The following is a 13,837-nucleotide window of genomic DNA, read 5'->3' as shown; positions in this document are numbered from 1 at the left end:
ATGAAACACGGCTGTTTCTGCGGGCTATTTTCATAGCGCGGCCAGCGCGTCGGCCTGCGCCAACTCGAACAGCAGCTCCCGCGCCCACTGGTGGCCTGGCGAGCGATGGGTGCGCTCATGCCAGGCCGCCGTCTTGGTGAAGCCGGGGATCTCCAACGGCGGCTCCAGCACCACCAGACCCGAATCCGGCCTGACCAGACGCCGCGGCACGACGGCAATCAGATCGCTGCTGCGCAGTATCTCGGGCAACACCAGAAAGCTGGTGACCGACACCGCCACGCGCCGCTGCCGCCCCAGGCGCTCCAGCGCCTCATCCGTCACGCCGCGAAAGCTGCCGCCGCCATAGGAAACCAGGGCATGGTCCAGGGCGCAAAAGCGCGCCAGCGACAAGCTGCGCCTGCGTGCATCGGGATGATCGGCCCGCATCACGCAGACATAGTGCTCATCGAACAGACGGCGTGCGTGCAGATCCGGCGCGGTGTTCTCCGGCGTGATCAGCGCCAGATCGATATCGCCGCGCTCCAGCCGCTCGTGCAGCGGCAGATGCTGGGCCGGCACCACAGCCACGCACAGACCGGGCGCACGCTGACGCAGCACGGCCAGAAACGGCAGCACCACGGCCTGCAACGCGTAATCGGTGGCAGCGATGCGCAGCGTCATCTTTGCCGTGGCCGGATCAAAAGCCTGGGGGCGCAGCAGCGCCTCGGCATTGCACAACAGCTCCTTGAGCGGCCCGGCCAGCGCCTGGGCGCGCAAGGTGGGGGCGATGCCGCGCTGCGTGCGCACAAACAGCGGATCGCCGAAGCTCTCACGCAGCCGCGTCAACATGCCGCTGACCGCAGGCTGGGTCAGCGACAAACGCTCGGCAGCGCGCGTCACGCTGCGCTCGTCCAGCAGCGCGTCAAGCGCTTTGAGCAGGTTCAGGTCCAGATTCTTGATATCAGACGGCACGATGTCATAAATCACAAATATCGATTGGATTTATTTCAACACAGCCCCGATGATTCATGCCTTCCCCGCACACAGAACCCCTGCATGCATTGCATTCATTGGCCCGCCGACCATGTGCGGGGCACGACAGAAAATTTCGCCTCCAACCAGACCGTCGCCCAGAGCCTGCGCATCTCAGCCGTTTCGGTCTGATTTTGGCCTTTCATTTTTTGATAGCAGCTACCGCTTGAAACACATCGTTTCAAGATGCATTTCATTCCACAAGCCAGGAATGACAAGCGCCAATCGCTATCAAGTTCTTAAACATGTCCGGCGACAACGCCAGGCCATTCCCCTCCCCCACCCGCAGCATTTTTCCATGTCCGCACTCTTTACTCCTTTCACTCTCAAAAGCCTGACCCTGCGCAACCGCATCGCCATCCCGCCCATGTGCCAGTACAGCGCCGTCGACGGCCTCAGCAATGACTGGCATCAGGTTCACTACGCATCCATGGCGCGCGGCGGTGCCGGACTGGTGATCGTCGAAGCCACCGGCGTCTCGCCCGAAGGCCGCATTTCGCCGGACTGCACCGGGCTGTGGAACGACGGCCAGATCGAAGGCATGTCCCGCATTGCCGCCGGCATCAAGGCCGCAGGCGCCGTGCCCGGCATCCAGATCGGCCATGCCGGACGCAAGGCCAGCGCCAACAATCCCTGGGAAGGCGACGATCACATTGCCGAAGGGGATGCGCGTGGCTGGCAGCCCATCGCGCCATCGGCCATTGCTTTTGGCGGCGGACTGCCGCGCGTGCCGCGCGCCATGACGCTGGAAGATATCGCCCGCGTGCAGGCCGACTTTGTAGCCGCAGCCCGTCGTGCGCTGGAGGCAGGCTTTGAATGGCTGGAGTTGCACTTTGCCCACGGCTATCTGGCGCAGAGCTTTTTCTCCGCTCACAGCAACCAGCGCAGCGATGCCTATGGCGGCAGCTATGACAACCGCGCCCGCTTTCTGCTGGAAACCGTGGCTGCCGTACGCCAAGTCTGGCCCGAACACCTGCCGCTGACGGCACGTTTCGGCGTCATCGAGTACGACGGCCGCGACGAGCAAACCCTGGAAGAATCCATCGCCGTCACCCGACAGATGCGCGAGCGCGGCCTGGACCTGCTCAACGTCAGCGTCAACTTCGTGATTCCCGATGTGAAGATTCCCTGGGGCACACCCGCTTTCCTGGCCCCCATCGCCCAGCGCGTGAGCCGCGAGGCCGGCCTGCCCGTGGCATCGAGCTGGGGCATGGATGATGCCCGCATTGCCGAGCGCGTGGTGGCCGACGGCCAGATCGATCTGGTCATGATAGGCCGCGCCCATCTGGCCAACCCGCATTACGTCTATCAGCTGGCCCAGACCCTGAGCACCGAGCGCCCCGACTGGACGCTGCCCGCCCCCTACGCCCACTGGCTGGAGCGCTATCGCGGCGCAGGCAAGCTGGCGGCCGCGCAGTAAGGCTGAGGCGGCTGGACTGGCCTTAGCTCAGGCCGGATTCCACTTCGGCCTCCGCCTGCCAATGCCCATCAAACCAGCTGTCGCCTTGCAGATAGCTGCGCAGCATGGGCAGGGCATCCAGCCCCCAGAAGACATGACCGTCGACCTCCCAGGCCGGCACGCCGAACACGCCGGCCTGCTGCGCCTGATCGGTATTGGCACGCAAGCACTGCTTGACCTCGTCACCGCCCTCGTTGTGATGCTTCTGATCCTGTAGCAGGGTTCGCAACTGTTGCATGCGCTGGAGATCATTGGCATCTTGGCCGCCCACCCAGACATGCTGCATCACGGACTGGGCCACAAAGCGGTTGATGCAGCCATCGCGCCCATGGGCCAGCGCCAGCCGCAGCAAGGCAATCGGCTTGAACGGATGCTGGGCCGGCATCTGCAACTCCACGCCCAGGGAATGGCCCAGCCAGCTCACATGTCGGTAAGTCCAGGCGCGCTTGGCCGGTATGCCGGCCGGGCCGGGGTTGCTGTTGTTCTGCAGCAAGGCCCCCAGCAGCACCGGGCGGTATTCCACGTGATAGCTCAGGCCCTGCAAGGCCTTGGGCATTTGCTGCAAGGCCAGCCAGGCATAGGGCGAGACAAAATCCAGATAGAACCTGATGTGTTTCATACCAGCTCGCCTTTGGTTGTGCTTGGGTTTGCGCTTAGATCTGTGCTTCCCGCGGGTCCTTCAGGCCGGCACGCTGCAACAGCGTGCTCCAGGTCTGCAGGCGCAGCTCGTTATCGCCCTTGGACCAGGCTCGAATTTCGTCAATCGTTCTGAAGCAGCCCTGGCAGTGGCTGCGGTCTTGCGTCATACGGCAGACATTAATACAGGGCGAGGCCACGGGTTGATCGGCCTCGGCCCAGACCAGCGCCACCTCGGCCTTGTTGGCCAGTTGCACCAGTTGTTGCGCTTGCTGTTCTTGAAGAATTTCTGTACTCATGCCTGTACCACCACATCCGACCAGGGAGCGTCCGTCAGCTGCTGCAGCTGCACCGGCGACGCGGGAAAAACACCAAAAGGGTGACCGGCTGCGGCCCACACCGTATCAAAGCGCTGCAACTCCATATCCATCAGAGTCACCACCTTGCTGGCGTGCGCCACAGGGCTCACGCCACCAATCGAAAAGCCGGTGCTGCTTTTGACAAACTCGGCATCGGCACGGCCAATCGGTCCGACCAGGGCGGCCACTTTTTTCTCATCCACGCGCTTGTCGCCCGAAGTCACGACCAGCACGGCCACGCCATCCATGCGGCGCTTGAAAATGATGCTCTTGGCCACCTGCCCCACCAGAATGCTGAGCTGGTCGGCCGCCTCTTGCGCGGTACGCGCCGCTCCGTCGAGCATCTGCGGCGCATGAGGATGACCGGCATCCTGCAAAAAGCGGCTGACGCGCTGCACACCTTCGGGCAGCGCATGAAGTTCTGATCCACACATCATTGTTTTCCTGAGACGCACTGCGGCAACGCAGCGCCTTGATTCCTACTGCGCCAGCCTGAGTTTGAGCTGCACCAGCTCCAGCTGCAAATCGCGCAAGTCCTTTTGCACATAGGCAATATGGCCAGCGCTGTTCTTGGCGTTGCGCGCCTCGCGCAACTCTTTTTTCTTGGCCTCTATGCGCCGTTCCAGCTCCAGCGCGGACTGCTGGGCATCGTAGCGCTCACGCGCAGGACTGTAACCGTCCAAAAATGCCGCCTCCAGCTGCGCCGGGCAATAGCCGGGCTGAAAGCGCAGGCCTTGCTCCGCATAGGCCTTGCCGCTTTGCGGGGTGCAAAAGTCCCGCAAGCCGCGCATCCAGCCTTGCTGATAAGCGCGCGCATCCATCTGCACGCCCTGGTCCTTGCAGGTTCTGAAATGGCGTTGGGCGCGGGTTTTCAGATCCTGTTTGCCTTCCATGGCATCCAGCTGCCCCAGATAGGCCCAGTCCGTATCCCGGCATTCCTGCGCATCCATGGTGCTGCAGCCCCACAGCATGGCCGAGGCGGCCACCACCACGGCCCGTGAAAAACATGATCTCGCTTGCATGGGCGTGATGGTACCAACGCCCATGCACCGCCGTCATGCCAGGGCGATATCAGGCCCCACGTTTGGCCAGCAAAGCCTTGGCCACCCGCGATTGCGTGGGGCGACCCAGATGCTCGCTGATGAACTGGCCGGCATCGATTAACTTGTCGAGGTCGATGCCGGTTTCAATGCCCAGCCCCTGCAGCAGATAGACCACATCCTCGGTCGCCACATTGCCCGTGGCGCCCTTGGCATACGGGCAGCCGCCCAGGCCTGCCACCGAGGACTGAAAGTTCCACACCCCCAGCTGCAGCGCCGCCAGCGTGTTGCTCAAAGCCTGACCATAGGTATCGTGAAAATGCCCGGAAATCGCGTCGATAGGGAAATGCGCCAGCGTGGCTTCCAGCGCTTTTTGCACCTTGAGAGGCGTGCCCACGCCAATGGTGTCGGCCACATCCACGCGCTGCACGCCAATGCCCTTCATCAGGCCTGCCAGATAGGACACACGCTCGGGCGCAATCTCCCCTTCGTAAGGGCAGCCCACGGTGCAGCTCATGGCTCCACGCACGGCAATGCCTTGGGCCAGCGCGGCTTCGACCACGGGGGCAAAGCGATCGATGCTCTCGGCAATGCTGCAGTTGATGTTCTTCTGGCTGAAGGCCTCGCTGGCCGCGCCAAACACCACGATCTCGTCGGGCCTGGAAGCAACCGCCGCCTCAAAACCCTTCAGATTGGGCGTGAGCACCGAATAAAGCACCCCGCTGGCGCGCGTGATGCCGGCCATGACCTCGGCGTTGTCCGCCATCTGCGGCACCCATTTGGGCGAGACATAGCTGGTGACCTCGATCTCCTTGAGACCGGCCTCCTGCAGCTTGTGCACCAGTGCAATCTTGACGGCCGCAGGCACAGGCTGCTTTTCGTTCTGCAGCCCGTCGCGCGGGCCTACGTCGATGATTTTCACGCGTGCGGGATAGTTCATTCAGTGCTCCTGATTAATGCTCAATAGCCACGTCCAAGGTCTACGCGCCCTGTGACCGGCTCGCCCCGGCTCATGGCCGCCACCTTGCCGGTGATCTGGGCAATGCTGTCGGCCGCCAGCGTGCGGGCCGAGGTATGGGGGGTGAGAATGATTTTTTCGTGCGCCCAGAAAGGGTGATCTGCGGGCAGCGGCTCTTCACGGAAGACATCCAGCATGGCGCCGCTGACATGACCGGCGTCGATCTGCGCGATCAGGTCTGCATCGACCAGATGGCCGCCACGGCCCACGTTGATGACATAGGCGCCGGGCTGCAGCAGCGCCAGGCTGCGGGCATTGATGATGTCGCGCGTCTCGTCATGCAAAGGCAGCAGATTGACCAGAACACGGGTTTCGGACAGGAAGGCATCGAGGTTTTCGGTGCCGCTAAAGCACTTCACACCGTCCAGCTCGCGCGGCGAGCGGCTCCAGCCATTGACCGGGAAGTCAAACACCGTCAGCGCCTTGGCCACACGCTCGCCCATCTTGCCCAGGCCCATCACGCCCACGGGATAGTCGGCACGTCGAGGGTTGCGCTGGTGCTGCCAGATGCCTTGCGCCATATCGGCTTCGTACCGATCCAGCCCTCTGAAGAAGCGGATCACGGCCTGCGCCACATATTCGGCCATCTGCACCGACATGCCAGCATCTTCCAGACGGTAAACCGGCAGCGCAGCGGGCACTTCCAGGCGCAGCAAGGCGTCCACGCCAGCGCCTATGTTGAACATGGCTTTGAGGCCTGCCGCCTGCTCGTCGATGAACTGCTGGGGCGGAGCCCAGACCAACGCATAGTCGGCCTGGGCGGCGCCCGGCTCCCAGATACTTACCTCGGCGTCGGGCAAGGCATCGAACAAGCCCTTGAGCCAAGGCTCGGGCCGCGTATCGTCACAGCAAAATAGAACTTTCATAGATGCGAAGCCTAACGGTTTGGCGCCGGTGCTGCAGACGTGGATGGCAATTGGCCCGCTATCAAAAAAGAAGCTTCCTGCGCTTTATTTCATTGAATTTCAGCATCAGACATGGCTGAAATCATTGACCAACCAGCGCAAGCCGCTCTTTTTGTAAAACAGTTCAACCCGGCCGCCCTACGCCTTATCAGGCCGTCACTTCAATGCGCAGCAGCTCGGCGCCTTCCGTCACCTGGTCGCCAGGCACATAGAGCAGCTCCACCACCGTGCCATCGCTGGGCGCCGCAATGGTGTGCTCCATCTTCATGGCTTCCATCACCGCCAGCGGCTGGCCCTTGCTGACCTTCTCACCGGCCTTGACCGCAAACGAGACCACCTTGCCGGGCATGGGCGCAGTCAGTCGTCCGCCTTCATGGCCGCCACCTGCCGCATGGGCCAGCTGGTCCACCTCGGTGATCTGGGTGCTGCCGGCAGCTGTAAAGATCGAGAGCATCTCGCCCAGTGCATGGACCACGACCACGGTGCGCACGCCACCCCAGTTCAGCTCCAGATGGTCGTCAGACAGAGCGCGCCACTGCAGCGCGAATTCGCTGCGGCTCTCGCCCTCGCCCACGCCCACTTGATACGTCTGGCCGTCATGTCCGTAGGCCAGGCCGGCATTGAATTCCTCGCCACGATAGGCGAAGCTGAACTGGCGCTCGTAGCGACCGGAGACGCGCCAGCCGTCGCGGCGGCTGAAGGGATCGGCGCCCTGCAGTGACTGTTCGTGCTGCAGCTCATGCACCATGGCGGCAGCCACGGCCAGATCGCGGCCCACCAGATCCTTGCCGAACAAAGCCTCGCGTTCGCGCTCGATCAGCGCCGTGTCCAGCAAGGCGTTGGAGAACGCCTGGCTCTTGGCCACCTGGCGCAGAAACTGCACATTGGTGGTCAGGCCCACGATATGGGTTTGGGCCAGAGCCGCATCGAGGCGTGCCAGCGCCTGGGCGCGGTCGTCGCCATGGACGATGAGCTTGGCGATCATGCTGTCGTAGAAGGGGCTGATGGCATCGCCTTCGCGCACGCCGTCATCCACGCGCACATTGCTGATCTCAAAGCTGGAACACGCCGGCTTGCGGTACACGGCCAGCGTGCCGGTGGCGGGCAGGAAGTTGTTTTCGGGGTTCTCGGCACAGATACGCGCTTCGATGGCGTGGCCGATGATCTTCAGCTCGCTTTGCTGCTTGGGCAAAGGCTTGCCACTGGCCACCAGCAGCTGCCACTGCACCAGGTCTTCGCCGGTGATGGCTTCGGTCACCGGGTGCTCCACCTGCAAGCGGGTATTCATTTCCATGAAGTAGAACTTCATGGCCTCGGGCTGGTCGTAGCCGCCAGGCTGCTCAACGATGAATTCCACCGTGCCCGCGCCCACATAGTTCACGGCCTTGGCGGCGGCCACGGCGGCTTCGCCCATCTTCTGGCGCAGCGCAGGCGTCATGCCGGGCGCCGGAGCTTCTTCCAGCACCTTCTGGTGGCGGCGCTGCACCGAGCAATCGCGCTCGAACAGGTAAACGCAGTTGCCCAGTTTGTCGCCGAAGACCTGGATTTCGATATGGCGCGGGCGCAGCACATATTTCTCGATCAGCACCGCATCGTTGCCAAAGCTGTTGATGGCTTCGCGCTTGCAGGAATCCAGCGAGGCTGCAAAGTCCTCGCTTGTCTCGACCAGACGCATGCCCTTGCCGCCGCCGCCGGCACTAGCCTTGATCAGCACCGGATAGCCGATGCGGTCGGCTTCCTGGTGCAGCATGGCCGGGTCCTGACCCGCGCCGTGGTAGCCGGGCACCAGGGGCACGCTGGCTTTTTCCATCAGCTGCTTGGATTCGGCCTTCAAACCCATGGCGCGAATCGCACTGGCAGGCGGGCCGATGAAGACCAGACCGGCCGCTGCGCAGGCATTGGCAAAGTCTTCGTTCTCGGAGAGGAAGCCATAGCCGGGGTGAATCGCCTCCGCACCGGTTTGCTTGGCGGCTTCCAGAATGCGTTCCCAGCGCAGATAGCTGTCCTTGGGGGCGCTGCCGCCAATGTGCACGGCCTCGTCGCAGGCCGCCACATGCTTGGCACCGGCATCGGCGTCCGAGTACACGGCCACGGTCTGGACTCCCATGCGACGTGCAGTAGCGGCCACACGGCAAGCGATTTCACCGCGATTGGCAATCAAGATTTTTTTAAACATTCTGTCTCCAATAATTCAGGTCAAATTGCCCGCCAGCGCTTTTTCAATCAGCGCAAGCAGCTATGTTTTTTGCAAAGGCTCGGCATCTACACCGCCCAGCCAGCCGCGCAGGCGGCGCATCGCTGCCTTCAAAAAGCGCCACAGCGCCCAGATCACCAGCCACATCAAAATCACCACCACGACCAGCACGCTGCCAAACACCAGCGGGTTGGCCAGCGCCAGCCAGATGGCACCCACCGCCACCGTGTCCTCGGCCAGGCTGGCGCCCACGTTGGAGAAAGGCTCGGGCGAGGTATTGATCAAGGCGCGCGTCGTGGTCTTGGCCGCCTGGCTGGTGGCCGCCAGCGTGCCGCCCATCAGGGCTGCCACCATGGCCATGGTGCTGTTGTCGGCACCAAACACCGCAGCCGCCAGCGCTGCACCGGCGGGAATGCGCAGCACGCTCTGAAACAGATCCCACACCGAATCAACCAGGGGAATCTTGTCGGCGAAAAACTCCACAAACAGCAAGCTGCCGCTGAGGATCAGCACCATGGGGTGCTGAAGCACGCCCAGACCGCCGGGCAGCGGCATCAAGCCGGTGGCGCCCAGCAAGCCCACGAGAAACACCACGGCATACAGCCTGAAACCGCTGGCCCAGCCCAGAGCGGCCGCCAACGCCAGCAGCGCGCCCATGTCCATCTGAGCCACGGCATGGCCGGCCCTGGCCGCCACGTCGCCCACCTGGCCGGCAGCCTCGCCTACGGCCTGGGCCGTATCGGGGTCCACATGCAGACCGGCGCCGTGCAGCCAGTGGATGATGGTTTGCCAGATGTCCATGGTGTTTCAGCTCAATGGCGAGGGATTCAGAAGCCGCTCTTCATCCCGGCAGCCAGTTGGGCTTGCGCTTGTTGAGGAAGGCCTGCACGCCTTCCTTGCCTTCGCTGCTGGCGCGGATATTGGCAATGCCTTCCACGGTCACGGCAATCAGCTGCTCGTTGATTTCACGCTCTGCCACATCGATGACCAAGCGCTTGCAGGCACGCACGGCTTCGGGGCCGGCGCTGAGCAGATGCTTGATCCAGCCGTCCACCACGGAGTCCAGCTGCTCGGCTTCGGTGACTTCATGCACAAAGCCGATGCGATGTGCCTCCTGTGCCGAAAAGCGCTCGCCGCTGAGAAAGTAGCGGTGCGCGGCCCGTGCGCCCATGGCACGCACCACATAAGGGCTGATGGTGGCGGGAATCAGGCCGATCTTCACTTCCGACAGGCAAAAACCTGCCGTATCGGCGGCCACTGCCATATCGCAGCAGGCCACCAGCCCCATGCCGCCGGCATAGACATCGCCCTGCACCCGCGCAATCGTGGGCTTGGGGCAGTGGTAGATGACGTTGAGCATCTGGGCCAGCAGGTCGGCATCCACGCGGTTTTCATCGCGCGAATACTCGGCCATGCGGCGCATCCAGTTCAGGTCGGCACCCGCGCAGAAGGCCGGGCCTTCGGCGGCCAGCACCACGGCCCGTACATCGGCTCGCTCGCCTGCGGTCAGGAAAGCCTGGGTAATTTCGGCAATCGTTTCATCGCTGAAAGCGTTGCGGATTTCGGGCCGGGCCAGCGTGATGGTGGCGATACCGGAGTTCACTACCAGGGTCAGGGCTTTTGTCGTCATTGGCTTGGCTCCAGTCATCAAGGTGCAGGCGGGGCAGCCTGGCGCTGCAAAAATTGTTGTACCAAAGGCAGGCACTGCGCAAGGTTCCGGACTGTGGTGCTCAGGGTGCGCTGTGCTTGCATGGCAACGGGCTTTTCGGCGTTCTGGCGCTTACATGCGGAACACGCCGAAACGCGTGTCCTCAATCGGCGCGTTGCGCGTGGCGGCCAGGCCCAGCGCCAGCACGCGGCGGGTGTCGGCGGGGTCGATCACGCCGTCATCCCACAGCCGTGCCGTGGCGTAGTAAGGATGGCCCTGGTCTTCGTATTGCTGGCGAATCGGTGCCTTGAAATCTTCCTCTTGCTCGGCGCTCCAGCTGCCGCCCCTGGCTTCGATGCCGTCACGCTTGACGGTGGCCAGCACGCTGGCTGCCTGCTCGCCGCCCATGACCGAAATGCGGGCGTTGGGCCACATCCAGAGGAAACGTGGCGAGTAGGCGCGGCCGCACATGCCGTAGTTGCCCGCGCCAAAGCTGCCGCCGATGATGATGGTGAACTTGGGCACGGCCGCCGTGGCCACGGCCGTCACCAGCTTGGCGCCATGGCGGGCAATGCCTTCGTTCTCGTACTTGCGGCCGACCATGAAGCCGGTGATGTTCTGTAGAAACACCAGCGGCACCTTGCGCTGGCAGCACAGCTCGATGAAGTGCGCGCCCTTGACCGCCGATTCGCTGAACAGAATGCCGTTGTTGGCGATGATGCCAACCTGCATGCCTTCGATGCGCGCAAAGCCGCAAACCAGGGTGCTGCCAAAGCGGGCCTTGAACTCGTCGAACTGGCTGCCGTCCACCACGCGGGCAATGATCTCGCGCACGTCAAAAGGCTTGCGCGTATCCACGGGGATCACGCCATACAGCTCGCCACCCTCGAAAAGCGGCGCCTGCGGCGCAAGATCCGCCTTGTTCTCGGCTTTGTTCTTGTTCAAATTGGCCACGGCCTGGCGGGCCAGTGCAATGGCATGCAAATCGTTTTCCGCCAGGTGGTCGGCCACGCCCGACAGGCGGGTGTGCACGTCGCCGCCGCCCAGATCTTCGGCGCTCACCACCTCGCCGGTGGCGGCCTTGACCAGGGGCGGGCCGCCCAGAAAAATCGTGCCCTGGTTCTTGACGATGATGGACTCATCGCTCATGGCCGGCACATAGGCGCCGCCGGCCGTGCACGAGCCCATGACTACGGCAATCTGCGCAATGCCTTGCGCACTCATATTGGCCTGGTTGAAGAAGATGCGACCGAAGTGCTCGCGATCCGGAAACACGTCGTCCTGATTGGGCAGATTGGCACCGCCGGAGTCCACCAGATAGATGCAGGGCAGGCGGTTTTGCGCAGCGATTTCCTGGGCGCGCAAATGCTTTTTCACCGTCATGGGGTAGTAGGTGCCGCCCTTTACCGTCGCATCGTTGCAGACGATCATGCAGTCCACGCCGCTGACGCGGCCCACGCCGGCAATCACGCCCGCGCCCGGCGCATCGTTGTTGTACATATTGAGCGCAGCCAGCGGCGACAGCTCCAGAAACGGCGTGCCCGCATCCAGCAGGCGCTGCACGCGCTCGCGCGGCAGCAACTTGCCGCGGGCCACATGCTTGGCACGGGCGGCTTCGTTGCCGCCCAGCGCCATTTCGTCGCAGCGCGCATGCAAGTCATTGACCACGGCCTGCATGGCAGCGGCGTTGGCCAGAAAATCCGCAGAACGCGGGTTGATTTTTGTCCCCAGAATGCTCATTGCTTGCCTCTTGAATGCTTGGCTCTCAGAACGTATTCACGCCACTGGAGCGGGTTTGTACTTTTCCTGCTGCCCGCTCAGGCGGTCTTGACCACGCGCAGATCCAGCAGCTCTATCATCTCGTCGCGAATCTTGAATTTCTGAATCTTGCCCGTGACCGTCATGGGAAAGGCCTGCACAAAACGGATGTAGCGCGGCACCTTGTAGTGGGCGATCTGGCCCTTGCAGAAATCGCGCACGCCCTCCTCGCTCAGCTCCTGGCCCGGCTTGACGATGATCCAGGCGCACAGCTCCTCGCCATAGCGCACATCGGGCACACCGACCACCTGCACGTCCTGCACCTGGGGGTGGCGGTAGAGGAATTCCTCGATCTCGCGCGGATAGATGTTTTCGCCACCGCGAATCACCATGTCCTTGATGCGGCCCACGATGTTGACGAAGCCTTCCGCATCCATGGTGGCCAGATCGCCGGTATGCATCCAGTGCTCGTCGTCAATGGCTTCGCGGGTCCTGGCCTCGTCATCCCAGTAGCCGTGCATGACCGAGTAGCCGCGCGTGCACAGCTCGCCCGAGACGCCGGGCGCCACGATCTCGCCCGTGTTCGGGTCCACCACCTTCACTTCCAGATGCGGCTGCACCTTGCCCACGGTGGCCACGCGCTTTTCGAGCGGCGTGTCGGCATCGCTCTGGCAGCTCACGGGGCTGGTCTCGGTCATGCCGTAGGCAATGGTGATTTCCGACAGATGCATGTCGCGCACCACGCGCTTCATCACCTCGATGGGGCAGGGCGATCCGGCCATGATGCCGGTGCGCAAGGTGGACAGATCGAACTGCGCAAAGCTGGGGTGATCTAGCTCGGAGATGAACATGGTGGGCACGCCGTGCAGACCCGTGCATTTCTCGGCCTGCACCGCTTCCAGCACCGAGACGGGGTCAAAACCGTCATTGGGATAGACAATGGCCGAGCCATGGGTGAAGCAGGCCAGATTGCCCAGCACCATGCCAAAGCAGTGGTACAGCGGCACGGGAATGCACAACCGGTCCTCGGGCGTGAGGCGCATGCATTCGCCGATGAAGAAACCGTTGTTCAGGATGTTGCGATGTGTCAGCGTCGCGCCCTTGGGAAAGCCGGTGGTGCCGCTGGTGAACTGGATGTTGATGGGGTCGGTGTTGCTGAGCGTGGCGGCAATGGCGTCTATGCGCGCATCGCCGGATGTGCCTTGCGCCATCAGCTGCGAAAAACGCAGCATGCCGGGCTGCTCGTCCCCTTGGCCGGGCGCATCGATCCAGGCCACGGAGCGTAGCTCGGGCAAGCGCTTGGCCTGCAGCTGGCCCGGCGCACAGCTCGCCAGTTCCGGAGCCAGCTCGCGCAGCATGCCCAAATAGTCGCTGCTCTTGAACTGGGGCATGGCGACCAGCGCCTTGCAGCCCACTTTGTTGAGCGCGTATTCCACTTCCGAAGTGCGGTAGGCCGGGTTGATGTTCACCAGCACCACGCCCACCTGGGCCGTGGCCAGCTGCAGCAGCACCCACTCGGCATTGTTGTGGCTCCAGATGCCTACGCGATCGCCCTTGACCAGACCCAGGCCCAGCAAGGAACTGGCCAGCTGGCGCGCGGCCTGGTGCAGCTGCGCATAATCAAAGCGCAGACCCTGGTGACGGCTGATCAGCGCATCGCTGTGGGGCTGGCGAGCCGCCATGTCGGCAAAGAAATCACCAATGGTCTGCTCGATCAGCGGCACATCGGTGCGGCCTTTGGCATAGCTGGTGGTGAGCAACTGCATGGGCGATGACATGACTGAGACTCCTTGAATTCCTGTTTTCCCC

Annotated in this window: 13 protein-coding genes; 1 reads left to right on the top strand and 12 read right to left on the bottom strand. The window is 63.0% G+C overall.

Translation table 11 applies throughout. From position 1 onward, the window contains the following. Positions 1-30: 30 nt before the first annotated feature. Complete coding sequence (locus EAO39_RS03505) at positions 31-951, bottom strand: LysR family transcriptional regulator (protein WP_120970635.1); 921 nt, start codon at positions 949-951, stop codon at positions 31-33. Positions 952-1,309: 358 nt separating this feature from the next. Here EAO39_RS03505 and EAO39_RS03500 point away from each other — a divergent pair, with 358 nt between their 5' ends. Further along, positions 1,310-2,431, top strand: coding sequence for an NADH:flavin oxidoreductase/NADH oxidase (locus tag EAO39_RS03500; RefSeq protein ID WP_120966174.1), 1,122 nt, complete (start codon positions 1,310-1,312; stop codon positions 2,429-2,431). A gap of 22 nt (positions 2,432-2,453) precedes the next feature. On the opposite strand, the gene EAO39_RS03495 is transcribed toward EAO39_RS03500, so the two are convergent. The 11 genes from EAO39_RS03495 to EAO39_RS03445 form a co-directional block, all read right to left on the bottom strand. Then, positions 2,454-3,089, bottom strand: a complete 636-nt coding sequence (locus tag EAO39_RS03495; protein ID WP_120966173.1) for a 2-hydroxychromene-2-carboxylate isomerase — start codon at positions 3,087-3,089, stop codon at positions 2,454-2,456. Positions 3,090-3,123: 34 nt separating this feature from the next. Continuing rightward, entirely contained in the window at positions 3,124-3,405 is a 282-nt protein-coding gene (locus EAO39_RS22875) for a DUF1289 domain-containing protein (RefSeq protein WP_240466886.1), read from the bottom strand. Beyond that, positions 3,402-3,899, bottom strand: coding sequence for a YbaK/EbsC family protein (locus EAO39_RS03485; RefSeq protein ID WP_120966172.1), 498 nt, complete (start codon positions 3,897-3,899; stop codon positions 3,402-3,404). The genes EAO39_RS22875 and EAO39_RS03485 overlap by 4 nt, the downstream gene beginning before the upstream one ends. Before the next feature lie 45 nt (positions 3,900-3,944). Further along, entirely contained in the window at positions 3,945-4,511 is a 567-nt protein-coding gene (locus EAO39_RS03480) for a DUF2799 domain-containing protein (RefSeq protein ID WP_205589341.1), read from the bottom strand. A gap of 25 nt (positions 4,512-4,536) precedes the next feature. Next, entirely contained in the window at positions 4,537-5,445 is a 909-nt protein-coding gene (locus EAO39_RS03475; RefSeq protein WP_120966171.1) for a hydroxymethylglutaryl-CoA lyase, read from the bottom strand. A gap of 20 nt (positions 5,446-5,465) precedes the next feature. Then, positions 5,466-6,389, bottom strand: coding sequence for a glyoxylate/hydroxypyruvate reductase A (locus tag EAO39_RS03470; protein ID WP_120966170.1), 924 nt, complete (start codon positions 6,387-6,389; stop codon positions 5,466-5,468). Between the two features lie 187 nt (positions 6,390-6,576). Next, entirely contained in the window at positions 6,577-8,604 is a 2,028-nt protein-coding gene (locus EAO39_RS03465; protein WP_120966169.1) for an acetyl/propionyl/methylcrotonyl-CoA carboxylase subunit alpha, read from the bottom strand. A gap of 60 nt (positions 8,605-8,664) precedes the next feature. After that, the gene (locus EAO39_RS03460) at positions 8,665-9,423 is read right to left on the bottom strand and encodes a DUF4126 domain-containing protein (protein ID WP_120966168.1); all 759 of its coding nucleotides are present in this window, start codon (positions 9,421-9,423) and stop codon (positions 8,665-8,667) included. A 40-nt stretch (positions 9,424-9,463) separates the two neighbouring features. After that, positions 9,464-10,252: an enoyl-CoA hydratase/isomerase family protein gene (locus EAO39_RS03455; RefSeq protein WP_120966167.1), complete on the bottom strand. Its 789-nt coding sequence runs from the start codon at positions 10,250-10,252 to the stop codon at positions 9,464-9,466. 150 nt (positions 10,253-10,402) lie between these two features. Then, complete coding sequence (locus EAO39_RS03450; RefSeq protein WP_120966166.1) at positions 10,403-12,010, bottom strand: carboxyl transferase domain-containing protein; 1,608 nt, start codon at positions 12,008-12,010, stop codon at positions 10,403-10,405. Between the two features lie 77 nt (positions 12,011-12,087). Then, positions 12,088-13,806 (bottom strand): AMP-binding protein, encoded by a 1,719-nt coding sequence (locus EAO39_RS03445; RefSeq protein ID WP_120966165.1) that lies wholly within the window; start codon positions 13,804-13,806, stop codon positions 12,088-12,090. Between the last annotated feature and the right edge of the window lie 31 nt (positions 13,807-13,837).

The organism is Comamonas sp. lk (assembly GCF_900564145.1).
Classification (GTDB): domain Bacteria; phylum Pseudomonadota; class Gammaproteobacteria; order Burkholderiales; family Burkholderiaceae_C; genus Comamonas.
The sequence above is the reverse complement of the archived record's forward strand: the minus strand, read 5'-3'. Positions and strand labels throughout refer to the sequence as shown.

Coding starts and splice junctions, on each gene's coding strand:
- EAO39_RS03500 (WP_120966174.1), top strand. CDS start 1,310: ATGTCCGCACTCTTTACTCCTTTCACTCTCAAAAGCCTGACCCTGCGC.
- EAO39_RS03495 (WP_120966173.1), bottom strand. CDS start 3,089: ATGAAACACATCAGGTTCTATCTGGATTTTGTCTCGCCCTATGCCTGG.
- EAO39_RS22875 (WP_240466886.1), bottom strand. CDS start 3,405: ATGAGTACAGAAATTCTTCAAGAACAGCAAGCGCAACAACTGGTGCAA.
- EAO39_RS03485 (WP_120966172.1), bottom strand. CDS start 3,899: ATGTGTGGATCAGAACTTCATGCGCTGCCCGAAGGTGTGCAGCGCGTC.
- EAO39_RS03480 (WP_205589341.1), bottom strand. CDS start 4,511: ATGGGCGTTGGTACCATCACGCCCATGCAAGCGAGATCATGTTTTTCA.
- EAO39_RS03475 (WP_120966171.1), bottom strand. CDS start 5,445: ATGAACTATCCCGCACGCGTGAAAATCATCGACGTAGGCCCGCGCGAC.
- EAO39_RS03470 (WP_120966170.1), bottom strand. CDS start 6,389: ATGAAAGTTCTATTTTGCTGTGACGATACGCGGCCCGAGCCTTGGCTC.
- EAO39_RS03465 (WP_120966169.1), bottom strand. CDS start 8,604: ATGTTTAAAAAAATCTTGATTGCCAATCGCGGTGAAATCGCTTGCCGT.
- EAO39_RS03460 (WP_120966168.1), bottom strand. CDS start 9,423: ATGGACATCTGGCAAACCATCATCCACTGGCTGCACGGCGCCGGTCTG.
- EAO39_RS03455 (WP_120966167.1), bottom strand. CDS start 10,252: ATGACGACAAAAGCCCTGACCCTGGTAGTGAACTCCGGTATCGCCACC.
- EAO39_RS03450 (WP_120966166.1), bottom strand. CDS start 12,010: ATGAGCATTCTGGGGACAAAAATCAACCCGCGTTCTGCGGATTTTCTG.
- EAO39_RS03445 (WP_120966165.1), bottom strand. CDS start 13,806: ATGTCATCGCCCATGCAGTTGCTCACCACCAGCTATGCCAAAGGCCGC.